At 37.5% G+C, this 21,896-nt stretch carries 22 protein-coding genes and 1 pseudogene; 13 read left to right on the top strand and 10 right to left on the bottom strand.

Features of this window, described 5'->3' with window-relative positions; all coding sequences use genetic code 11:
• Nucleotides 1-20: 20 nt before the first annotated feature.
• From ACTWQM_RS10690 to ACTWQM_RS10680, 3 genes and pseudogenes are all read right to left on the bottom strand, one after another.
• Nucleotides 21-152 (bottom strand): cation transporter, encoded by a 132-nt coding sequence (locus ACTWQM_RS10690; protein ID WP_443258147.1) that lies wholly within the window; start codon nt 150-152, stop codon nt 21-23.
• Nucleotides 142-509, bottom strand: a pseudogene (locus ACTWQM_RS10685) (ArsR/SmtB family transcription factor). The gene ACTWQM_RS10690 and the pseudogene ACTWQM_RS10685 overlap by 11 nt, the downstream one beginning before the upstream one ends.
• A gap of 76 nt (nt 510-585) precedes the next feature.
• Nucleotides 586-1,197 (bottom strand): VOC family protein, encoded by a 612-nt coding sequence (locus tag ACTWQM_RS10680; RefSeq protein WP_443258146.1) that lies wholly within the window; start codon nt 1,195-1,197, stop codon nt 586-588.
• Between the two features lie 91 nt (nt 1,198-1,288).
• Between ACTWQM_RS10680 and ACTWQM_RS10675 the strand changes: the two genes are divergently transcribed.
• The 4 genes from ACTWQM_RS10675 to ACTWQM_RS10660 all read left to right on the top strand — a co-directional run bounded on the left by ACTWQM_RS10675 (nt 1,289) and on the right by ACTWQM_RS10660 (nt 4,927).
• Nucleotides 1,289-1,852: a GNAT family N-acetyltransferase gene (locus ACTWQM_RS10675; protein WP_443258145.1), complete on the top strand. Its 564-nt coding sequence runs from the start codon at nt 1,289-1,291 to the stop codon at nt 1,850-1,852.
• 122 nt (nt 1,853-1,974) lie between these two features.
• Nucleotides 1,975-2,667, top strand: coding sequence for a response regulator transcription factor (locus tag ACTWQM_RS10670; RefSeq protein WP_443258144.1), 693 nt, complete (start codon nt 1,975-1,977; stop codon nt 2,665-2,667).
• Nucleotides 2,668-2,705: 38 nt separating this feature from the next.
• Nucleotides 2,706-4,016, top strand: a complete 1,311-nt coding sequence (locus ACTWQM_RS10665; protein WP_443258143.1) for a HAMP domain-containing sensor histidine kinase — start codon at nt 2,706-2,708, stop codon at nt 4,014-4,016.
• Between the two features lie 92 nt (nt 4,017-4,108).
• A complete protein-coding gene (locus ACTWQM_RS10660; protein WP_443258142.1) occupies nt 4,109-4,927 on the top strand; it encodes a PepSY domain-containing protein in 819 nt (272 codons plus the stop codon).
• A 47-nt stretch (nt 4,928-4,974) separates the two neighbouring features.
• Here ACTWQM_RS10660 and ACTWQM_RS10655 read toward each other — a convergent pair whose 3' ends face one another.
• The 5 genes from ACTWQM_RS10655 to ACTWQM_RS10635 all read right to left on the bottom strand — a co-directional run bounded on the left by ACTWQM_RS10655 (nt 4,975) and on the right by ACTWQM_RS10635 (nt 10,588).
• Entirely contained in the window at nt 4,975-6,549 is a 1,575-nt protein-coding gene (locus ACTWQM_RS10655) for a bifunctional metallophosphatase/5'-nucleotidase (protein ID WP_443258141.1), read from the bottom strand.
• 629 nt (nt 6,550-7,178) lie between these two features.
• Complete coding sequence (gene phnE / locus ACTWQM_RS10650; RefSeq protein WP_443258140.1) at nt 7,179-7,979, bottom strand: phosphonate ABC transporter, permease protein PhnE; 801 nt, start codon at nt 7,977-7,979, stop codon at nt 7,179-7,181.
• Nucleotides 7,979-8,761 (bottom strand): phosphonate ABC transporter, permease protein PhnE, encoded by a 783-nt coding sequence (gene phnE, locus ACTWQM_RS10645; protein WP_443258388.1) that lies wholly within the window; start codon nt 8,759-8,761, stop codon nt 7,979-7,981. The genes phnE (ACTWQM_RS10650) and phnE (ACTWQM_RS10645) overlap by 1 nt, the downstream gene beginning before the upstream one ends.
• A 35-nt stretch (nt 8,762-8,796) precedes the next feature.
• Nucleotides 8,797-9,567, bottom strand: a complete 771-nt coding sequence (gene phnC / locus ACTWQM_RS10640; protein ID WP_443258139.1) for a phosphonate ABC transporter ATP-binding protein — start codon at nt 9,565-9,567, stop codon at nt 8,797-8,799.
• A gap of 103 nt (nt 9,568-9,670) precedes the next feature.
• Nucleotides 9,671-10,588, bottom strand: coding sequence for a phosphate/phosphite/phosphonate ABC transporter substrate-binding protein (locus ACTWQM_RS10635; protein ID WP_443258138.1), 918 nt, complete (start codon nt 10,586-10,588; stop codon nt 9,671-9,673).
• A 224-nt stretch (nt 10,589-10,812) separates the two neighbouring features.
• On the opposite strand from ACTWQM_RS10635, the gene ACTWQM_RS10630 reads away from it, so the two are divergent.
• From ACTWQM_RS10630 to ACTWQM_RS10605, 6 genes are all read left to right on the top strand, one after another.
• Nucleotides 10,813-11,703: a YegS/Rv2252/BmrU family lipid kinase gene (locus tag ACTWQM_RS10630; protein WP_443258137.1), complete on the top strand. Its 891-nt coding sequence runs from the start codon at nt 10,813-10,815 to the stop codon at nt 11,701-11,703.
• 79 nt (nt 11,704-11,782) lie between these two features.
• Complete coding sequence (locus ACTWQM_RS10625) at nt 11,783-12,373, top strand: DedA family protein (protein WP_443258136.1); 591 nt, start codon at nt 11,783-11,785, stop codon at nt 12,371-12,373.
• Nucleotides 12,374-12,896: 523 nt separating this feature from the next.
• Nucleotides 12,897-13,526, top strand: a complete 630-nt coding sequence (locus tag ACTWQM_RS10620) for an SDR family oxidoreductase (protein WP_443258135.1) — start codon at nt 12,897-12,899, stop codon at nt 13,524-13,526.
• A gap of 349 nt (nt 13,527-13,875) precedes the next feature.
• Nucleotides 13,876-14,139, top strand: a complete 264-nt coding sequence (locus ACTWQM_RS10615; protein WP_443258134.1) for a glutaredoxin family protein — start codon at nt 13,876-13,878, stop codon at nt 14,137-14,139.
• A gap of 93 nt (nt 14,140-14,232) precedes the next feature.
• Complete coding sequence (locus ACTWQM_RS10610) at nt 14,233-14,604, top strand: YppG family protein (protein ID WP_443258133.1); 372 nt, start codon at nt 14,233-14,235, stop codon at nt 14,602-14,604.
• Between the two features lie 507 nt (nt 14,605-15,111).
• The gene (locus ACTWQM_RS10605) at nt 15,112-15,813 is read left to right on the top strand and encodes an alpha/beta hydrolase (protein WP_443258387.1); all 702 of its coding nucleotides are present in this window, start codon (nt 15,112-15,114) and stop codon (nt 15,811-15,813) included.
• Between the two features lie 41 nt (nt 15,814-15,854).
• Here ACTWQM_RS10605 and ACTWQM_RS10600 read toward each other — a convergent pair whose 3' ends face one another.
• Both ACTWQM_RS10600 and ACTWQM_RS10595 read right to left on the bottom strand, forming a co-directional pair.
• A complete protein-coding gene (locus ACTWQM_RS10600) occupies nt 15,855-16,718 on the bottom strand; it encodes a DegV family protein (RefSeq protein WP_443258386.1) in 864 nt (287 codons plus the stop codon).
• Between the two features lie 69 nt (nt 16,719-16,787).
• Nucleotides 16,788-17,693, bottom strand: a complete 906-nt coding sequence (locus ACTWQM_RS10595; RefSeq protein ID WP_443258132.1) for a DMT family transporter — start codon at nt 17,691-17,693, stop codon at nt 16,788-16,790.
• 411 nt (nt 17,694-18,104) lie between these two features.
• Here ACTWQM_RS10595 and ACTWQM_RS10590 point away from each other — a divergent pair, with 411 nt between their 5' ends.
• From ACTWQM_RS10590 to ACTWQM_RS10580, 3 genes are all read left to right on the top strand, one after another.
• On the top strand, nt 18,105-19,571 hold the full coding sequence (locus ACTWQM_RS10590) for a DEAD/DEAH box helicase (RefSeq protein ID WP_443258131.1): 1,467 nt from the start codon (nt 18,105-18,107) through the stop codon (nt 19,569-19,571).
• Nucleotides 19,572-19,644: 73 nt separating this feature from the next.
• Nucleotides 19,645-20,124 (top strand): PH domain-containing protein, encoded by a 480-nt coding sequence (locus tag ACTWQM_RS10585; RefSeq protein ID WP_443258130.1) that lies wholly within the window; start codon nt 19,645-19,647, stop codon nt 20,122-20,124.
• On the top strand, nt 20,117-21,541 hold the full coding sequence (locus ACTWQM_RS10580; protein ID WP_443258129.1) for a PH domain-containing protein: 1,425 nt from the start codon (nt 20,117-20,119) through the stop codon (nt 21,539-21,541). Before ACTWQM_RS10585 ends, ACTWQM_RS10580 begins: the two co-directional genes overlap by 8 nt.
• The last annotated feature ends 355 nt before the right edge of the window (nt 21,542-21,896 follow it).

Genomic DNA, 21,896 nt, shown 5'->3' with positions numbered 1-21,896 from the left:
TCGAAGCCGTTCCGTCGATGTCAACTTTTGATGCGGCAAATTAACATCGGATTTTCGACACCATTAATTCGTTTAATATTACTTTCAAATGTCTTGGTACAATTAGCGCAGGATATTCCTTCTGCTCGATACGTTTGTTGGCTAGACGGCATGATAGGAATCCTCCTTCATATGGCTGAAGGCTTGTGAGATTAATTGTTTGATATGACTGTCATATAACGAATAATAAACAAGCTTTCCATCTTTTCGGAACGATGCGATACCAGCTTTGTGCAGCTGGCGTACGTGGTGTGAAGTTGTTGCAGTTGTTGCACCAATAATATTGGCAAGATCACAGACACATAATTCTTCTTCAATTAACAATGCATACGCTATTTGTAACCTGTTTTATCTGCAAGCAGCTTGTAGATAGAAATTACTTTTTCAAATGGTTGCTGCTTCATTTGCTGTTTCACACGGTCAACTTTGTCTTCATGGATACAAGTTACTTCACATATATCTTTTGGCATTTACTACACCTCATTCAAATGAGTATTTGATTATAGTTTAGTCAAATAGCGGTTTGAATGTCAGTGGGCAATGTCATTAATTAATGGAAAACGCTAATTTATCTGAAACACTTAATCTGGCATTAGCCAGTTGCGGGTCTATTTGGTAAATATCCTTAAACTTCGTAAAATTATTAATAGCAGCAGAAATGGTGTGAATCTGTTGTTTGTTTATCAAGCGATTATCCTCAGGAATATTCTTACCATTGCCCCACTCGATTAAAAAGGGTAGTTGTTCTGATACATCTTCAGGAAAAAGCATCCGCCATTCAAGCATCGATCCATTTGGTTTTTTTCTGCTTCCAGGGATGGGACCAGTAAAAGGAATGGCAGACTTATGAAAGTGATTAATATATTTATCCATCTTGTCCGTCCGTAATGCGTACTGGATAGGGCCTTCCATATTATCATCGAGTGCATTGACAACTTGTTTAATAAGAGGATTCTCTGATTGGACCGCCATTTTTTTATCAAAAATACCAATCCATTCGATATAACTGTCATTACTGAAATAAGCCAAATAATTGTATGTTCCCCAATTGGAGTGTTTACCGCCTTGAATGACAGTCACATTATGCTTTTTTCCAAATTTATCAGCTGCTTGTGCAGGGTTGTCGGATACAATAACAATGTGGTCAATCGCTAGCATTCTTTCGCCCCCCTATATTAATTTGTTATCGCAATCTTAATGCTAAAGCGCTATAATGAAAAGAAATTTATACGGAAAAGGAGAATACAGAATGCAGAAACCGATACTCAAAGATTTTCCAAATGAATTCTATACTAAGCGACTCTATGTGCGCCTGCCTAAACCGGGAGATGGCGAGTCAGTTTATTTTGCTATTGAAGCAAGCAAAGAGGAGTTGAAAAAATGGCTCCCCTTTGCGCAAAAGAACCAAAGTATGGAGGATGTGGAAGCAAACGTAAGGGAGTCATATTTCAAGTTTCTAAAAAGAGAAGATATGAGAATGCATATTTTCGACCGAGAAACTGGAAATCTTATTGGCTGCACAGGATTGCACAGAATTGATTGGGAGGTACCAAAGTTTGAAATAGGCTATTGGATTGATACGCGCAACAACGGACATGGTTATATTACAGAAGCTGTCCAAGGAATAACGGATTACGCCTTTAAAGAACTCGGAGCGAATAGGGTCGAGATCCGGTGTGATCGGGAAAATAGCAGAAGTAAAGCAATACCAGAACGGCTTGGATTTAAACTGGAAGGTATTTTACATAATGATGATGTTGCTGTTGATGGGGATGGACTTAGGGACACCTGTATCTTTGCAAAAGTAAAATAACGAATTGGCTAAATTTCACATTTTATGAAAGAAGGTCTGTGTGAACATTGGTTCAACATCAATACTTTTTATACATATTTTGATATAGTACATAAAAAGGCACATATAAAGTGGGTGTATTTATGGGAAATCCAAACGTATTAATTGTTGAAGATGAACAGAAGCTAAGCAGGGTTTTGCAGCTTGAGCTTAATTATGAAAATTATACGACCGAGGTTGCCAATAATGGGAAACAGGCACTTGAATTACTGGAAAGTAAAAAATGGGACTTAGTGCTGCTTGATATCATGCTTCCGGAATTAAGCGGGATGGAAGTTTTAAGACGGTTCAGACGTAATGATACCAATACTCCAATTATCCTCCTGACTGCCAGAGACCAGGTACACGATAAAGTAAGTGGACTGGACCTTGGAGCAAATGATTATGTAACAAAACCGTTCCAGATTGAAGAATTGCTTGCTCGTATTCGCGTACATTTACGTACGCAAACAGCTGCGGTGAATAATGGTGATTATTTGACTGTCGGTGACTTGCAAGTAGATGTAAACACACGAGAAGTTAAGCGGGAATCACAACAAATTGAACTTACACCCAGAGAATTTGATTTGCTTATTTACCTAATGAAAAACAAAAATATTGTGCTCACAAGAGACCAATTAATCGAGCATGTATGGGGATATGATTATTTTGGGGACACAAACGTTGTTGATGTTTATATTCGATATTTGCGCCAAAAAATCGACAAAGGATTTAAGGAAACCTATATTAATACGGTCCGTGGTGTTGGATATACAATAAAGGAACATGTTCAATGAAACTATCCGCGAAGATTCGCTTGTTTTCAAGTCTATTTATGCTCGTACTAATATTGCTTGTTAACACATCAATTTACTTTTTGTTTAAAAATATATCGATAAATAGTGAAGTAGATGAACTGACCAGCCAAACGAACGAGATTGTAAAGACACTCAACTCAAATCCGGAGATTGCCAGAAGTGACTTATTAAGGGCCTATTTGCCAACAGATGGCATGATTCGTGTGGTTGAAGAAGAAAATGATCGTATTCTGCTGACGTTAACCAAAAAAGATAGCTTTACTGAATTGCCTGCATCGTTTGTAAAAACCGAGTCCAATTCAATTATCCATTTAAATAATCGAGCCAATTTTGTAACCATTTCTAAACCAATTATATGGGAGAATGGAGAAATTGTAACTCTGCAGGTATATAAACAGCTCGTTGCACATACCGAAACAATGCAAACCTTATTTTATGTTTTAATTGTAGCATCAGCCATTATGCTTATTCCAACGATAATAGCCGGAATATTTTTAAGCAGGTTCATTTTAAATCCGATAAAAGCATTAACTGCTGCGATGAAAGAAAATATAACCAATACAAAATGGAAAAAAATATATGTGGAAAACAGATCACGTGATGAACTTTATGAAATGGAAAATACGTTTAACACGATGATTGAGTATTTAAAGGATAATTTCGAAAAGCAGGAGACGTTTGTATCAGATGCTTCTCATGAATTGAAAACACCGATATCAATAGTGAAGAGTTATGCAGAATTATTGGAAAGACGTGGACAGGGCAACCCGGAGCTTTTCAATGAGTCAATTCAGGCAATTGAATCCGAAGCAGATCGTATGCAAAAGCTGGTAGAACAAATGCTGTTGCTTGCAAGAAATCAGAAAAAAGATGCACATGAAAAAGTAAACATAGTTGATATTTGTATGGAAACAGTCGCCAAATTTACAGGTGCATATGAGCGGAAAATTATTTTAGAAACAGCAAAAGATGTGCTTTATGTGAATGGAAGTCAAGACCAATTACAACAGGTTATTTATATATTAATTGATAATGCCTTAAAATATAGTGAAAGGACAGTAAAGTTAACTATTCGGGGAGAAAATACCAATGTTATCGTTAATGTCCAGGATTCTGGTCAAGGGATTCCAAACGAAGAGCAGGGAAAAATATTTGACCGGTTTTACCGAATGGAAAAATCAAGAAACAGAGATTTAGGCGGTACTGGACTTGGTTTATCCATTGCAAAAACGATTGTTGCAGCTCATGATGGAAGTTTAAGGGTGACAAGTGAAGCAGGAAATGGCTCTACCTTTACTATGGAACTTCCAGTTGTTAAAGAAAGTTAATATTATTCTCATCAAATTCTAATCTTCTGCACAGTGTCCTTTCACCTGAAGGGGATATGATGTAATTAGGAAGTAAAGAGGAGGAGAATAAATTGAAAAAGAAAATTGGTATCGCGTTAGCAGTTTTTATTGGTGCAACTGCGATGGGATTGGGTATTTATCATTCAGATGCAGCACAGGCTGAACCCAAATTATCAACAGAGGAAATTACACAATTGGTAATGGGCCAATATCCAGGAGAAATTACGGAGATGGAACTTAAAAAAAACCAAAATCGGGCTGTATATGAGATAGAAATTCATGATGGCCAAAAAGAATATGAAATTAAAATGGACGGAAATACCGGTGAAGTACTGAAATTAGAAGAGAAAATGATTGCTAGTAATGGTAAACAATCGAATGAAGTAAAAAATAATGATAATACAGATGATGACACTAATAAGCCTGCTAACAATAGCAACGATGATAAAAAGGCAGAAAAAGATGATGATAACAGTGATGATGACAACAAAGAAGTAGCCATCAAGGAAAAAGATGATTCCACGAAAGATGATAAGAATAAAAGCAGTAAAAAAGATGACGATAAGTCTAAGGTCAGCAAAGCTGTAATCGACATTGGTAAGGCAAGGGAAATCGCCCTTAATGCATTTTCAGGAACTATAGTAAATATCGAGTTAGATGAAGATGATATGCGCCTGCTTTATGAATTAGAAATGGATACTAATAAAAGAGAAGCAGAAATTGAAATAGATGCTTATACCGGAGAGGTTCTGGTATTGGATATCGAAAGTAAAGATAACGATGATGACGCCAATGACTCTAACGATAACTCCGATGATAGTGACGATGATAACGATACTGACGATAAAGATGACGGTGATGCCGCCGATGATGACGGTGACGATGATTAATGCAAACTTGAAAGCTACCAGATTAGCTGCTAATCTGGTAGCTTTTCTTATGTTTGGACGGTGAAATTATTGGTTGTTTTCGCTTGTACAGTTTTGTACTTTTCAAAATAGGAGCGGATTAATTCAACAGCGTCTTTCTGAATTTCTTTTACAATTGGTTTCCCTTTAAACATATCAAAATTGCCACCACCATTAGCACGATAATTATTTAATACAACATGGTATTTCTCATGTTTATCAAGAGGGATGTCATGGTACCTAACGTTTTCAACTCTGGAACCTAAAGGCTGTTGTACATTTATTGTGTACTCTATCCCTTCCCACATATCATAGTTGTAATGTTGTGGTTTGGGATTAATATAGGCAGGGTTAACTGCAATCTTCCCATTTTTTAAAATAAAGTACCCAGCACTCTTTTCAAGTGCGTCTATTATATCCTGTCCAGTTAATTCAAGTACAACTAGGGTATTTGGATACATGTAATTTGACACAATATCACGCATGGTAACGGTAGAGTCAAATCCTTTGGAGTCATTATTTAACAGAGAAGTAACGGAAATATCTATTCCACTTGCATCCATTTGTACTTGCTGGATAAATTCGATAAATGGATGCTTTCTAATTCTTGCCTCTAATGGATCATTTATTGTCATATCGCCATCAACGTATCCAATTGGCTGGTCGAGCCATTGTTGGGTGGAAGCTTCGAGATCTTTCATATAAGAAAGGACTTCTTGATCTGACTGTACGCCTTCTAATGTGTTAACTGACGCATGCTTATTAATTAATTTCCAGGCATTATCAGAATGCTCCATTGTGATATCAATTTCACCATACATTTTCCCGTTGTTCCCGGGTTGAACGACTAGAACGCCATTTATTGTACCAGTTAAGTTACGATGCTGATGCCCGGTTAATAGAATGTCAATTCCTTCTATTTGCTCACACATCGTATAGCCCTGGTTCTCACCGGTTGGCTGTTCTGTCTCTTCACCAGTGTCAATATCACGTTCAAAACCACCATGATAGGAGGCTACCAGAACATCAGGTTCTTCAATTTCATTAATATGTTTAACCCATTTTTGAAGTGTAGAAAGTGCGTCAGTAAACTGTATTCCTTGAATATGCTCAGGTGATTCCCAATTAGGGATATAATGAGTCGTTACACCAACAATTGCTACTTTAATTCCATTGTTCAATGTTTTTATAATATAGGGTGGGCCAAAATAGGCTTCACCATTATTGGCATCGATACTGTTAGCTGAAATCCAAGGGAAATCAGACTCTTTAACAGCATCAGTTAAGATTTTCTTTCCAAAATTAAATTCATGATTGCCAATCACGCTTGCTTCGATTCCTATCTGATTCATGATACCAATCATAGGGTTTTCTTTATCAGCATGTTCTTTTACATAATGAGTCATTAATGGTGTTCCCTGAATTAAATCGCCATTATCTAATACGATTACATGCTTATTTTCCTGTCTGACTTTTTGAACAGCTGTGGCGTATTTAGCTAGGCCTAAATCAGCATGTTCATTTGTTCCATATAAGACGGGTAATACATTGCCATGAACATCACTCGAATATACTAGCTTGATAGTTGCTGTATTGTTATGCATTATGCTACATCCTTTCTAAGAAAACTGCTATAACAGATGATTGCACGTTGTTTTAGACTGGTTTTTAAGAACTGTTTTTGTTCACAGTTGATATAAACTGCGAACAAACTGCTGGAATAATCTCTATAAACCCTCGTCCCACCTTCCGGGGTCGCTACGGGCGGATGCGCACCTTAGGGCACGACCTCAGCCTCCTTGCCCCGGCAAGGGGTATGCCGACGTTGTCCGCAAAGGACGGTTTTAGTCGGCCTTCATTTAGTCACTCTGCGGGGTCTTCGGAAAGCTGTTCCCGCAGGATTCACCGCCCTCCGCTCACCCGGACTAGTGTAGCTGTCACAAATTTATTCTATAGCGATTCCTGCTCCAGTCAACAGCGGAGGAAATACACGTAGACTCCTGTAGGAGGACTACGCAGCGACGTAGGAGCAAGGAGGCTCATCAGCCGCCCTAGGTGCGCGAAGTGTATTTCCGGAGCGGCATAATAGCACTCAAACTTTTTAAAAAGTACTTCGCAGATTATATCTGCGAAGGTAAACCAACAAAATTATGCCTTAATAAAAGGTCTTAGTGTCATAATGAAAGAAACGAAACCAGAGTATGCTCCTGGATTTCGTTTCTATTATAGCTTATTATACAATTTTCCGTCTGATTCTTGCAGAAATAGAGTCAATTACGGTTACCACAATTATGATAGCCAGCAGGATTAATCCCATTTCATTCCAATTACGGTTATTTGCTGCAAAGATAATCATTGTACCAATACCACCTGCACCAACGATACCTAAAATGGATGATGCCCGAATATCGATTTCAAAACGGTAGATAGCATATGATAAGAATTCAGGAATAATCTGTGGCATAACACCATAAAATAGCATTTGAACTTTATTAGCACCATTGGCTTCCATTGCTTCCACAATGCTCATATCAATTGATTCAACAACCTCAGAGTAAAGCTTTCCAAGCATTCCTGTTGAGCCAATGGCAATTGCAAGCACACCAGCAAATGCGTTTGGTCCCACAGCAACAACAAACAGAATAGCCAAAATGATATCAGGAAAGGCACGAATAGCGGATAGAATCCACTTTCCAGCTGCTGTTAATAATCTGCTTCTGGACATATTCTGAGCTGCTAAAAATCCTAATGGAATAGCTAGAATAGCGGCCATAAAAGAACCGGCAAACGCGATTGTAATCGTCTCAAACATCTTTCCAGCAACTTCACCGGTTGCCTCCCAATTTGGGTGGAATAATTTAGGAATGACGCGGTGGAAATTATTTATGGCACGTTCAGCTGCACGTCCCCAATCTACGTCAATACCTAAAAAGGTCCAAATGTATACTGCAATTACTGCTAATAGAATAGATATCCTTTTGATTCGCTTCATAAGAGAACGTTGCGGTTTTGGAGGGAGAGAGTATGTTGTCATTATATCAATGCCTCCCTTAATTTGTTACTTATATATTCAATAACAAGTACTACGATAAATATTAAGATGATTATTGCCATAACGTTCGGATAATTATAGAAACCCAGCTGCTGATCGAGTACAAGACCAATACCACCTGCACCCACTAATCCCAGTACAACAGAAGCACGAATGTTTATCTCAAATACATACAGTACAAATGATGCAAACTGTGGCAGCACCTGTGGCACAAGACCATAGTAGATTACCTGAAACACATTACCCCCAGAAGCACGCATTGCCTCAAGTGGGTTCATATCAACGGATTCAATTGTTTCGCTAATCAATTTTGCCAGTATCCCCAGTGAGAATATAATAAGTGCGATAATACCTGGAAACAGTCCGATACCAAATAGCCCCACGAAGACAACAGCTAAAACTAAATCCGGAATCGTTCGCAGGATATTCAGAAAAGTTCTTGTCGTAAGATATATTGGTTTAAAGGTTGCAATGTTTTGTGCTGACAATAATGCCAGTGGGACAGTCAATATAGCTGCGACAGTTGTCGCGATAATAGCCATTTGAATTGTTTGTGCCATTGGATCCCAAACTGCAGGGATAACACTTAAATTAGGAGGAAAAAATTTATTAACCACCACTCCCATATTGCCTAGTGCATCGGCAAATCCTCCCACCATCTGACGCTGTGTCCATATCATGCTAAACAGATAAAAGCCTATTATGATGAAAAATATAAGTGTAACTTGGGCTTTTGTCTTGGCAGGATAAAGTGGCGGTGTCATTTGAGAGGGGGTAGCATTAGTTTGATTAGTCACGATTACTGTGCCCCCCCACGTAAGTCATCCTCACGTATAGTACGGCCATAAATTTCTTCAAATGTTTTCTCGGACACCTCTGATACTGGTCCATCAAACACAACCTCACCAGCACGCATACCAATAATTCGGTCAGCATACTCCATAGCCATATCAATAAAGTGCAGATTTACGATAGTTGTTATATTATCTTCTTTATTTATCTTTTTCAGATAAGTCATTACCTGATGTGATGTTGGCGGGTCGAGTGATGCCACTGGTTCATCAGCAAGTATATAGTTAGGCTTTTGTGTTAAAACACGGGCAATACTGACACGCTGCTGCTGTCCGCCACTAAGTTCGTCGGCCCGACTATGAATTTTATCATCAATATTTACACGTTGCAGACTTTCGTAGGCTAGTGCGATATCTTCTTTTTTGTAAAGATTAAGAATGGAGCGTAGTGTACCTGTATGACCTAAACGGCCTGCAATAACATTTTTCAATACATTAGAGCGATTTACCAGGTTATAACTTTGGAATATCATACCAATTTTTGTGCGAAGTTTACGCAGGTCGGAACCGCTGTACTTAAGAATATCTTCATCATCTATTAAGAGAGAGCCGGAAGTTGGCGTGACCAGACGGTTTACACTGCGAATAAAAGTAGACTTTCCTGCTCCGGAAAGACCTACAATAACTACAAATTCACCATCATTTATTGTTACATTTATATTTTTTAAACCTTCTGTTCCATTCGGATAGACCAGGCTTACGTCTTTAAATTCAATCATAATATGTATTTCCTCCGTTATATTTGTTTGAGAAAATGGCTTGAGTCTACATAAACGTTAGAAAAAGGAGGAGATGATCACCTCCCCCCTTGTTAAGTTGATATTAAAGTTCTATGTTATCCTTAAATTTCTTGTAGGTATCTTTAACTACTTTATATTCCTCATCAGATGCTTCAATGATGGCATCCCAATTATATACTTGATTCATAATCTTGATCATTTCCTCATTTTCATTAAATGATAGGAATACATCTTTGATTTCCTGAACTAAATCGTCATCTAATTCTTTAGTAACTGAGATTGTGTCATTCGGAATATCTTGTGTATATCCAATAACGTTTAATTTTTCCATTACATCAGGATATTCTTCTTCAAGTTCTGTACGCACATCATCAAAAGTTGTTGCTACATCAGCATCCCCTTGGTAAACCGCCAAAGCAGCTGTGTCATGTCCTCCTGCAGCAGTAGTGCCTGAGAAGAATTCTGTTTCCAATTGTGGTGCGGAGTCATAGTCAAATTCCATCATCAATTGGTTTGCAGGGAAGAGATAGCCAGAAGTGGATCCTTTATCTGGATAAGCCCAGATTTTTCCTTCTAAGTCTGCTAGTTCTTCAATACCTGAATCAGCTTTTACTAAGTATTGTGCTTTGTATGTACCGGATCCGTAACGCTCTGACTTCAGGATTACTTCAGCCCCATATTGCTCATTTGCTAGGACATAGCCAAATGCCGGGATAAATCCAACGTGTACCTGGTTAGCACCCATAGCTTCAACTAATGCATTGTAGCTAGTCATAACTTTACCTTCAACTTCGATACCCAATTCTTCACCTAGCTGATCCGCTAAAGGTTTAATTGTATCAGCGATTGTATCAGAATCCTGTGATGGAACGAATCCCATTACAATTGTGTCTGGTGTTATGCTTTCTTCACCACTGCCATCTGCATCCTCTGAACTACCACATGCTGCCAACACTAGGGTTATACTTAACAAAAGCAATAGACTAAAAAGTTTCTTCATTTTGACCCTCCTGTGTATTGTGAAAATTATAATTCCTTCTTCTTTATTAAATAACATTTTGATGAAAATTACTAGACTAAATTCAAAAATTTACACTAGATTAATAAACTTATTGCAAAATAGTGTAACATAATTTTCGAAATGTGTTATTTTACAATGATGTTTCTATAATGATTATTTAGGAAATAAATAAATAAAGCGGATCGCTAAAGGGAGAGGATATTTTGGCTTATGAGAGAGGCTTATTTTTATATAATGGTAATGCAGGAAGCGATAACATGGAACAAAAACTTTCCCAAACGATACCTGTTATTTCCAAAGCTATAAAGAAATTAACTGTTATTCAGACGGAAACGATTGAAGAAGCTAAGGATTCCTGTACAGATTTTGCTGATAAAGTTGATATTATAATTATTCTTGGTGGAGACGGCACGTTGTACGAATGTATAAATAGTTTAGCTCCTTTAAAGACAAGACCCACTATTGCTATTTTACCTGGGGGAACGTGTAATGATTTCAGCAGAATGCTAAATATACCTCAAAACTTATATCAGGCTGCTAAGGCAATTGTCTCTGGTGAAGCAGTCAATATAGACCTTGGCAAAACATCGGATAACTATTTCCTTAATTTTTGGGGTATTGGGCTTGTTTCTGAAACATCTTTAAATATAGATGAAGGACAAAAGAAGAACCTTGGAGTATTAAGTTATTTTATGAGTACACTCAAGACAGTTAACCAGGCTGAACCTTTTACTTATAAAATAATTGCCGATGACGAAGTGTACGAAGGGGAATCGGTAATGATTCTTGTATTAAATGGAAAATTCATTGGTACAAGGGAGTTTCCGATACCTACAATAAACATTAATGATGGCAAATTTGATGTGTTAATTATTAAAAATTCAACCTTGGCCACTCTTCGGGAACTATTATCAATGAATAAGCCTAATGTTAATACGGAACAATTAACAGAGCTAAGATATTTTCAAGCATCAACTTTAACAATTAGGACGGATCAGCAGAAAGCAATCGACATGGATGGCGAGATAAATGGAGTAACACCAGCAGATATTGAAGTGTTGCCAAGACATATTCGAATAATTGGAAAGCCGTAGCTTAATATTATATGGTTTTCATTGAGGCTTTCAGGGTATTGAATACTCAATGCAGTAAACAAAGGAGACCTGCTGGCAGATGTTGCAATTTATTGTAGATGTTATTAATGAATTAGGGTTTTGGGGGCTATTTATTAGTCTAGCGGTTGAGGCTTCATCCGTGCCTTTTCCTGGTGGCCTGGTCACGCTAACTTTTGGCTATCTTCTTAAGTTGACCTTCCTTGAAGTGTTACTTTACGGGTTCCTTGGGAGTGCAATTTATTCTGTATTTAGTTTAATTCCTTATGGTATAGGTTATAAACTGGAAGATAAACTAAAACAAAAGATGAACAAGAAAAAGATAGAGAAGGCACAACGATGGTTTAAGAAATTCGGTGTGTGGACGATAGCGTTCGCAAGACCACTTGGACTAGGTAATTATATTTCATATATAGCTGGTATCAGTAAGGTAGGTGTATGGAAGTTTCAAAGCTTGACGGTATTAGGAATACTTCCTTGGACAATTGGAATGCTTTGGCTTGGTAGTGTGGGTAATCTGAAATCGGTGAAAAAATTTATGGAGGAATTCCAGCTATATATATTTCTGATTTTAATTATAGTTGGGGTTGTCTATTTATTTTATCGAAAACATAAAAAACGAACATCCTATTATCAAACAGAGCCAACCTGATTTGAACTTATAAAAATTCCAAAAGTAGTGATAAATATCATGGCATGGCTGGCTGAAACACGATATGCTCAATGTGGGATATGGGATGTCCTCTACTCTTGTATACGTGCAGGCTTGTCGGTAAGCTTGCACCAATGGGGATTATTAATCCTCAAGAGTAAAAGCAAAACACCTTTCTTAACGAAGATTGGTGTTTTGTTTTTTTAATTAAAGGTAATATTATAATTATGGTGTTTATAAGTTAGGTTCTTTTCATAAGTTTTGTTGCTTTTTAATCCTACTGCGACATAATGTGGAAAATTAATTAGTGTAATGTATCGCTGCGGAATACATTACGCGTACCTTAGGCAACGCTTAAGCTAGCCAAAAGCAAAAAGGCTCGGGTGCCCTTGGTATGCGAATATATTCGATCTGCGTGGTCTCCAGAGCGATAATAACTACTAAGAATCGAGTCGCAGTTATTCTTTCTGTGGCAAAGCCAGAATTTTCTAGAGAACAGCCAAAAGTTATTAGGAGGAAAATAATGCGTGTATTAGTAATTGGAGCAAATGGTGGTATTGGTAAGCAGGCAGTTGAGAAGTTATTGGAATCTGACCACGAACCTGTTGCAATGGTAAGAAAAACGGACCAAATTCCACAATTTGAAGAATTAGGTGCCCAGACAGTTTTGGCGGACTTGGAAGAAGATTTCGAGAAGGCTTTTCATAATATAGATGCAGTTATATTTGCAGCTGGATCAGGGCCGCATACAGGTGCTGATAAAACGATTGTTATTGATCAGGAAGGTGCAATTGAATCAGTTGATTTAGCGAAGAAGTATGGGATAAAAAGGTTTATAATGTTAAGTTCAATTGGAGCTGACCATCCCAAAGGAACAGGACAAATGAAGCATTATCTGTACGCAAAGCATCGAGCAGACGAATATCTTAAAAAGGCAGGATTAAATTATACAATCGTTAGGCCAGGCAGATTAACAGATGATCCTGGAACAGGTAAAGTAAACCTGCAGGAAAAGTTATCAGATTTAGGAAATATACCTCGTGAAGATGTTGCAGCAGTTCTTGTCTATTTATTAAGTGTTCCAAGAGCAGAAAATCAAATTTTTGAACTTGTTGAAGGAAATACAGAGTTGTCGGAAGTGCTGGCGTATTGAACTTAGCAGTTAAGAACGTTAAGCCCTTTATAGAAGTTAAAGATTACCCCGTGACTCTGCAAAACGCAGCCACCAGCTATTATGAGAATGGGCTTTCTAATCAAGTGAGGTATTTTATAAATCCTTTCTAACTGCAAATGAGCAACTAAGACATGTCAATAAGCCAAGAGCTTTCTAATATTCAATTAATAAAAAGTCTTACAAAACATTCTGCATTTGTGATTATGACACAGTGCAGAATGTTTTTGCGTAATATCTTTGTAATATTTGTGTTTAACTTGTTACATTCAAGGGTACTGACGAAGTAAAGTAAAAGGAAGTTCTAATTTCAAGGAGGAAGTGTAATAAAATGAACGATCAGGAAGTAATTGTTTATATTAGCGATAATTGTCCGAATTGTGAAAAACTGTTAACCCAATTAAAACAATGGAATGTTCAATATACAACGAGAAATGTAACGAAGGACCAAAAATATATGAAACATCTTCACGAACGTGATGTATTTGGTACTCCAGCAACTTTTGTGGATGGCGAAGTAATTTGTGGCTTCCAGATTAACAAAATTAAATATTTGGTAGGTATGTCTAATTATCAGCCTAACTTCATGTTTTAGTATTTGAATCCTGTTATGAGTGGTGGCTTTACACACTTTTTTTTACGCTTGCATATAGTAGTAATACAAGAACTTATAAAAGAGGTGTGTAACATGTTCGAAAGGCCTTATAATTATATGCCGCCTTATGATGGTAGCCCGTATAATTTTTATCAAAATAACCCAGAGCCGCAGCCGCAGCAGAAATTTGCACAGATGTACCACAATTACAATCCAAATTTCCAAACCCCTTTTGAGCTGTATGCGAAACCCAAACAACCAATGAATTGGCATCCATACGGTCAGTCTATAGGTGGTTCTTTTAATACACCACCAAAAAATAACCTCCTCTATTATTTTCAGGATCATAATGGTGAAATGGATCTCGATAAAATGTTATCAACAGCTGGCCAAATAGCTGATACGTTTCAGCAGGTTTCACCAGTTGTTAAACAGGTAAGCTCAATCATGAAGCAGTTTCGATAACATTTAGAAAAATGGCTTTTGCAGTAGGGAAGAATATGTACTTTCTCAACTACTAAGAAAGCTGGTGAAGCATTGCTTGCATGTCATCAGCTTATTTTGCTTTATAGAGGTTGTTCAAAAAGTCCGGAAAAAATGACGCATCGAATTTCGTCGTTAGCAAGACTCACCGTTCCTTGGAAAAGAAAAGCCCTTTTCCTGCGTGCGATGTAGATTCGGGGTAGCTTTCCTTGTGCTCATGTATTAAAGCCATACATTCCGCTAATCAAAGCTACACTGCCTCGAACTTTGACGCATAGGACGTGCTAATGCAGGCGTTGTCACAGGACGTGACGAACATAGCCTGCCAACGCCGGCGTTGCAAACATAGCCGACTTAGTCATTTTTATCCTCCTTTTTGAACACACGCTTATAGTTTTTACGGAAATTATGGAAAACATTTAAAAGTTATTATAGGCCATAATAAATATATATGAAAATAAAGTACATTGAAACATGAGGAGAATTAGTATGATTGGATGTCTGATAATACACGGATATACTGGGGGACCGTATGAAGTTGACCCTTTGGTTAAGTATCTCAAGGAGCATACCAACTGGCAAATTGAAGTTCCAACATTACCAGGGCATGGGAGAAAGTTAGCGTTGGAAAATGTTTCACATAAAAAATGGATTAATGCAGCAGAAAGTTCTTTAAAGCAATTAAGTGAAAAGGTTGATGAAATATATATTATTGGATTTTCGATGGGTGGGATGATTGCTGCATATTTAGCTGCAAAGTATAAAATCGATAAACTGGTGCTGTTGGCTCCAGCTGGTAAGTATTTATCCTTTAAACAGATAAGCAAGGATGTCAAGGACGTTGCTGTAGATGGATTCAATGGGAAACTCCGCCAAAACAAATTATACCTGCATTATAAAAGGAAGCTTGGAGCTGTTCCATTTAAAGCTAATATTGAATTTTTGAGGGTGTTAAGGTTTACTCGTCGCTATTTAAAAAAGGTTGAATCACCTGTATTGATTGCCCAGGGGCAACAGGATGGAATGGTTCCCTATAAAACGGTTTACTATTTGGATAAGGAAATTACATCGAAGGAAAAGGAAGTTGTGTTTTTTGAACGATCAAGACATCTTATCTGCTTAGGAAATGATAAAGATGCACTTAATATCATGATTCATGAGTTTCTGTTAAAAGAAAAATCCAGAGAGTAAAGGGAGAAGACTAAAACTAATTAAGCCTTCTCCCTAGTTTATTATTGGTTATCTTTAAAAAATGAAATAACTAGACCTCCATCACCTGCATATGTGGAAATTAGTGGGCCCATTTCAGTTAAGTAGGCGTCTTTAAAAGGGTATTTCTGTCTGATTTCTGCAAGTACTTTATTTGCTCGTTCCTCTGCATTACAGTGTGTCATAGAAATAACTTTGTCTTCAAAGTCTTTCGTATATTCACCAATTTGTTCGATAAATCGTCTTATCGACTTTTTATCTCCCCGAACTTTCTCGGTTACTTCAATATTTCCTTCGTCTTCACTAGCTTTCATCAACAGTTTTATATTTAATGTCTTTGCAATTGTACCCTTTACTTTATCTAAGCGCCCGCCACGTACTAGATTTTCCAGTGTCTTTAAAACAAATAATGTTGTTGTATCATCAATTAGCCCGTTCAAATGATTAACGAGCTGGTCATATGAATAGTTCTCTTCTAGCTTCACCTTTGCTTCATGGAGTAAAAGCGCGATGCCGCATGAAGCTGTTTTCGTATTGATCACTTCGATTTTTCGATCTGGCTCCTCTTCAAGAAGCATCGTTTTAGCTAGTACCGCATTTTCGTACGTAACACTTAGCCCTTTTGTCAGACTTAACATGATAATAGGAGTGTTTGGGTCTACTTGCTTGTATGCTTCATAAAAGTCATTAGGACTTGGAGCAGATGAACGAGGTAATTCCTCTGACTCCCTCATTTTTTTGTTGAATGTTTCCAAATCAATTGTGACACCCGTTTTATATTGTTCATCTTTAAAATGTAAGTAAAGAGGTACAACAATAATATCCAATGCTTCGTCTAAGCGCTTTGGAATGTCTGCTCCTCCGTCAGTCATTAACTGAATATTCATGACATCACCCAATTCATAATTATTGGCTTAATTATACCAGTTTTAAACACTAGTTGGTATGTACATTTGTCATTTCTTTTGTGATATTGTCACTTTTGATTTTCGAGCAGTGCTCATAATGAATAAAAACAGCCCGAATAATACGATTGTTCCTCCAAGCCATTGCGACCATGTCACTTTTTCACCTAAAATTAAGTATGCAAGTATTGAAGCGCCAATAGGTTCAAACACAATTCCCATTGAGATGGTTGAAGTACTTAACCATTTCAATGCCCAATTAAATAACGTGTGTCCGAAGAATGTTGGGATAATAGCCAAAGCAAGAAAAACAAACCAGTGGTTAGCGGAATACCCGAAGAATGGATTTTGGACAACTAAATTATATAAAATTAGTGTCACTGAACTTATTCCATATACAACAAACGTATAGGTCATTAATGATAAACGTTTTCTTACCTGCTGGCCCATTAAAAAGTATGCTGTTACTGTTATTGCTCCAAGTAAGGCAAGAATATCCCCGAATAGTGCCACTCCACTTATTTGAAAATCACCCCAGCTGATAATCACACTGCCTAATAAGGCAATGATCATACTAATAACAGCACCAGGTGAAAATCGTTCCTTGAAAAAAAAGTAAGTGCCCAGAAAAGCGAAAATCGGCTGTAATGTTACCAGTACCACCGAGCTTGCTACAGATGTATAATTTAATGATTCAAACCAGAGAATAAAATGAAAAGCAAGAAAAACTCCCGCTAAGGCTGAGAGAACCCAATCCTTTTTTGAGATAATGTTAAACTCATTTCTATGTTTGAAAAGTACATATGGTGCCATAATAATAACTGCAAACAACAACCGATAATTTGCAATGATTGCTGCAGGAGCTTGATCAGCCAGTTTTACTAGTACTGCTGATGTTGACACAGCTATAACACCAATTACAACCGCTATATATGGATTGAACGGAGGTAGACGCATAAAAGTCCCCCTTTAAATTGTAAAGGTAAGTTAATTTAAATTTTATTTTATCATGCTATTGATGAAAAATCATAATAAGAAGTAGTGGATATCATCTTAATGTGTGTGTTATGATGAAAGAACTGTTATTTTCTGTATGATATTTCATGAATGAGGCCCTTTTCCATAAATTGGAGTAGCCTCTTTTTACACTTTCAGAGCCTATCCGGAATTTATTGTTGATTGGAAGTCTAAAATAAACTAAGTTCTCGCCAGACTTGGTTTTTCAAAAAAATTATACATTAGAAAACTTGGCTTTATGTCCAGGTTTTAATGGCGAAAGCCTTTAGTGGCAGTTATGCAGATTAGAAAGTAATTATACTTTTTAGTCCGCCAAATAAATTTGAAAGAAAAAAGGAGTAGAGTAACAAGGTGACAACATTTAATGAACTAAGTATATCACAGCCCATTATGACAGCACTTGAAAAAATGGGATTTGAGGAAGCGACACCGATTCAAGCAGAAACTATACCACTTGCCATGCAAGGAAACGATGTAATTGGACAAGCACAAACAGGGACAGGGAAAACTGCAGCATTTGGTATCCCAATGATTGAAAAGATTGACACAACTCAAAAGAAAATACAAGGGTTGGTAGTAGCCCCTACAAGAGAACTGGCAAACCAAGTTTCAGAGGAAATCCACCGTTTGGGCAAAAATAAAGGTGTACGTACAATGCCAGTATATGGTGGCCAGCATATGGAACGACAAATTAGAGCTTTGAAAGACGGTCCACATATTGTCGTTGCAACACCAGGAAGACTTCTTGATCATATGCGCAGGAAAACAATACGTACGGACAATGTGAAAACGGCTGTATTGGATGAAGCAGATGAAATGCTTAACATGGGATTCATCGAGGATATTCGCAATATCTTAAAAAATATTCCTGATGGAAGACAAACATTATTATTTTCGGCAACAATGCCTAAAGAGATTCGGGATATTGCAACAAACCTGATGAATAGTCCGAAAGAAGTAAAAGTAAAGAGTAAGGAAATGACAGTAACAAATATTGAACAGTTTTTTATTGAAGTACCTGAGAAATATAAATTTGATACCTTAACAAACCATTTGGATATTAATGCACCTGCACTAGCAATAGTATTTAGTCGTACTAAGAAGCGTGTTGATGAAATAGCTGAGGGATTGCAGGCAAGGGGTTTCCGTGCTGAAGGTATTCATGGAGATTTAACACAAGGGAAACGTACGTCTGTTCTAAATAAATTCAAGAATAGCCGTGTGGAAGTATTAGTTGCAACCGATGTAGCTGCCCGTGGACTGGACATTTCTGGTGTAACGCACGTATATAACTTTGACATTCCACAAGATCCTGAAAGTTACGTACACCGCATTGGCCGTACGGGAAGAGCAGGACGCACAGGAGAAGCAATATCCTTTATAACACCAAGAGAGATTGCTCATCTGCAATCAATTGAAAAGATGACTAATAGTAAAATGAAGCGTATTATGCCTCCTACTAATCAGGAAGCGCAGCGTGGTCAACAACAGGTTACAGTAGATAAGCTATTACAGACTATTGAACAGAAAGAATTGAAATCTTATCATGAGACAGCGAATGAATTACTGCAGAATCATGACTCAATAACAGTAATTGCTGCTGCTCTTAAGATGTTGACAAAAGAGCGTCGCGATACACCGGTGCGAATATCATCAGCACAGCCAATAAGTGTGAAGAAGGCACCAAGAGGTAAAGACAATAACCGCGGGTCAAATAATAAAAAGTTTTACGGTAAACGTAATCAGGGCGGCCGTAGCCAAGGCGGACGCAATCGCAAAGGAAATTTCCAGAAGCGTAGAAATAATAATAACAACTAAGTAGAGGCTCCTTGCGTAAAGGAGCTTTTTTAGTGGGTATTATTTAACAAAAAGAAAGGTGAGGTAGAGTTATATGAGACAGCCACCAGTTAATACAATTGCGACTGATGCAATAAAGGCGTGGAAAATAACTGCATGGATTTATGTTGGGTTTCTTTGGTTGGTTACCATTGGACTAGCTGTTTTAACGTATATTTTTAAGTTTTCAAATTGGTTTACAGTAGTAGCTTTAGTTGTTAGTGGACTATGCACGTACTTATTTGTCTTTCTATTTCCGAAGCTACGCTGGAAAAGATGGCGTTACGAGGTATTTGATCAGGAAATATATATTCAGCATGGGATACTTATTGTGTCACGGACACTAGTTCCGATGATACGTGTACAGCATGTCGATACACAACAAGGGCCAATTTTAAAAAAGTACCAACTGGCAAGTGTGACTATTTCAACTGCAGCTACAACACATGAAATACCCGCATTACTGGATGGGGATGCTTCTGAGCTAAGAGATCGTATTTCAGCACTTGCAAGGGTGGACGAAGATGATGTTTAATCAGAAAAGGCTGCACCCGGCAGCTATATTCTTCAATTTTATTAAGGTGCTGCGCGAATCGCTTTTTGCACTTGTTCTAGGGTTTATCACATTTAAGGATGATTCACTGTTTTATTTCATATTAATTGCGTCAGGTATTTTTATTTTAATGCTAACATTTAGTATTCTATCGTGGTATCGCTATACATACCGAATTGAAGATGAGGAACTTCGAATTGAATACGGTATATTTATTCGGAAAAAGCGCTATATTTCTAAAAATCGTATTCAGTCCATTGACCTGACTTCAGGAGTTATCCATCGAATTTTTAAATTAACAAAGGTTCAAATTGAAACGGCAGGAAGCAGTAATGGTGCAGAAGCTTCTCTTAAAGCAGTCAAGCGGACAGAAGGGGAAGCGTTGCGTCAGGAATTAAAAACGGCCAGCACAAGACACACAGATGTACATGATGAATATATAGAGGTGGCGAATCCTTCATTAAGGATTACCTTTAAACGGTTATTTTTAGCAGGATCCACTTCTGGAAGTATAGGCGTCATCTTCGCTCTAATGGCGTTTGGTTTCTCAGAACTGGAACAATTCATACCTGATCATTATTACGATAGTACAGTCGAGTGGGCAATTGGGCTAAGTATTATCTTTATAGTAGTGCTCGTTATCGTTTTATTAATCTTCCTTTGGCTATTAGGAATTGCTGGTACGATGATAAAGTATGGAAATTTCACTATTACTAAAAATGAAAATGAATTATTTATTACCCGCGGATTACTGGAGAAGAAACAAGTGACTATTCCATTAAAAAGAATACAGGCAGTAGGCATACAGGAAAGCATTATCAGGCAGCCGCTCGGTTATGTAACGATATTTGCAGAAGTAGCAGGCGGATCAATAGATAAAGGTGAAGATTTTTCATCGATATTATTTCCAATCATGAAGGCTAACGAAGTGGATGACTTTTTCAATACATTTTTACCGGAAAATACTGGAGAGATTCAGAACCTGGCACCACTTCCAAAGCGCGCTCGTAAATTTTACCTGCTGCGTTCTTCGTTACCAGTAATCATAATTGGAGCTGGGATTGGATACTTTTTCACACAGTTTGTATGGGTGCCAATTCTTTTGCTGATAGGCAGTCTTTATTTGGGATTTTTAAGACATAAAGATGGCGGATTTTATCAGAATGACCAACGCTTAACTATCCGTTATCGAACTTTTAGTAAAAACACAGTAATTATGTACCATAAACGTATACAGGCTTTTGAGAAGAAGCAATACTTGTTGCAGGCTAAGCAGAAGTTAGCCACCATGAGACTTTCAATAATAGGAAAGATGGGTATGGGTAAGCATTTTATAATCAAAGAAATGAACGAATCTCATACAGACCAATTAGCCGATTGGTATTCTTATCGTAAATAGAAAAGTTTGTTGCCATCGATAAAAACTGTGACGCAGACTAAGGAGAACAGGTAGTGTTTAGTGTGGCACCCTGACCACGCAGTTTTTTGCTTCCGAGGAAGCTGAAGCGTTGCCCTAAGGTGCGCGTAGTGTATTTCCGAAGTGGTGTCATAGCACTCAAGTATCCGCATTACGTCGCAGTTTATTTTAATTTCCTTAAGATCTATTGCTTAGAAAAAGGCACAATCTTTTCACCATAAAGAAAAACACACTAGTTATTGGCTAATTAGTGTGTTTTCTTATTTTTTAGCAGTTAAGAAAGTATAAATACTTTCTTACTGCATAAGTGCAACTAAGGCTGTCGCCATTAAGGCTT

Origin of the sequence: Virgibacillus sp. L01 (assembly GCF_052246775.1) — a bacterium.
Taxonomy (GTDB): Bacteria; Bacillota; Bacilli; order Bacillales; family Amphibacillaceae; genus Lentibacillus.
The sequence above is the reverse complement of the archived record's forward strand: the minus strand, read 5'-3'. Positions and strand labels throughout refer to the sequence as shown.

Excerpts from the sequence above, each read along its gene's own strand:
- ACTWQM_RS10690 (WP_443258147.1), bottom strand. The coding sequence starts at position 152 with ATGCCGTCTAGCCAACAAACGTATCGAGCAGAAGGAATATCCTGCGCT.
- ACTWQM_RS10680 (WP_443258146.1), bottom strand. The coding sequence starts at position 1,197 with ATGCTAGCGATTGACCACATTGTTATTGTATCCGACAACCCTGCACAA.
- ACTWQM_RS10675 (WP_443258145.1), top strand. The coding sequence starts at position 1,289 with ATGCAGAAACCGATACTCAAAGATTTTCCAAATGAATTCTATACTAAG.
- ACTWQM_RS10670 (WP_443258144.1), top strand. The coding sequence starts at position 1,975 with ATGGGAAATCCAAACGTATTAATTGTTGAAGATGAACAGAAGCTAAGC.
- ACTWQM_RS10665 (WP_443258143.1), top strand. The coding sequence starts at position 2,706 with ATGCTCGTACTAATATTGCTTGTTAACACATCAATTTACTTTTTGTTT.
- ACTWQM_RS10655 (WP_443258141.1), bottom strand. The coding sequence starts at position 6,549 with ATGCATAACAATACAGCAACTATCAAGCTAGTATATTCGAGTGATGTT.
- phnE (WP_443258140.1), bottom strand. The coding sequence starts at position 7,979 with ATGACAACATACTCTCTCCCTCCAAAACCGCAACGTTCTCTTATGAAG.
- phnE (WP_443258388.1), bottom strand. The coding sequence starts at position 8,761 with ATGACACCGCCACTTTATCCTGCCAAGACAAAAGCCCAAGTTACACTT.
- phnC (WP_443258139.1), bottom strand. The coding sequence starts at position 9,567 with ATGATTGAATTTAAAGACGTAAGCCTGGTCTATCCGAATGGAACAGAA.
- ACTWQM_RS10635 (WP_443258138.1), bottom strand. The coding sequence starts at position 10,588 with ATGAAGAAACTTTTTAGTCTATTGCTTTTGTTAAGTATAACCCTAGTG.
- ACTWQM_RS10625 (WP_443258136.1), top strand. The coding sequence starts at position 11,783 with ATGTTGCAATTTATTGTAGATGTTATTAATGAATTAGGGTTTTGGGGG.
- ACTWQM_RS10620 (WP_443258135.1), top strand. The coding sequence starts at position 12,897 with ATGCGTGTATTAGTAATTGGAGCAAATGGTGGTATTGGTAAGCAGGCA.
- ACTWQM_RS10615 (WP_443258134.1), top strand. The coding sequence starts at position 13,876 with ATGAACGATCAGGAAGTAATTGTTTATATTAGCGATAATTGTCCGAAT.
- ACTWQM_RS10610 (WP_443258133.1), top strand. The coding sequence starts at position 14,233 with ATGTTCGAAAGGCCTTATAATTATATGCCGCCTTATGATGGTAGCCCG.
- ACTWQM_RS10605 (WP_443258387.1), top strand. The coding sequence starts at position 15,112 with ATGATTGGATGTCTGATAATACACGGATATACTGGGGGACCGTATGAA.
- ACTWQM_RS10600 (WP_443258386.1), bottom strand. The coding sequence starts at position 16,718 with ATGAATATTCAGTTAATGACTGACGGAGGAGCAGACATTCCAAAGCGC.
- ACTWQM_RS10595 (WP_443258132.1), bottom strand. The coding sequence starts at position 17,693 with ATGCGTCTACCTCCGTTCAATCCATATATAGCGGTTGTAATTGGTGTT.
- ACTWQM_RS10585 (WP_443258130.1), top strand. The coding sequence starts at position 19,645 with ATGAGACAGCCACCAGTTAATACAATTGCGACTGATGCAATAAAGGCG.
- ACTWQM_RS10580 (WP_443258129.1), top strand. The coding sequence starts at position 20,117 with ATGTTTAATCAGAAAAGGCTGCACCCGGCAGCTATATTCTTCAATTTT.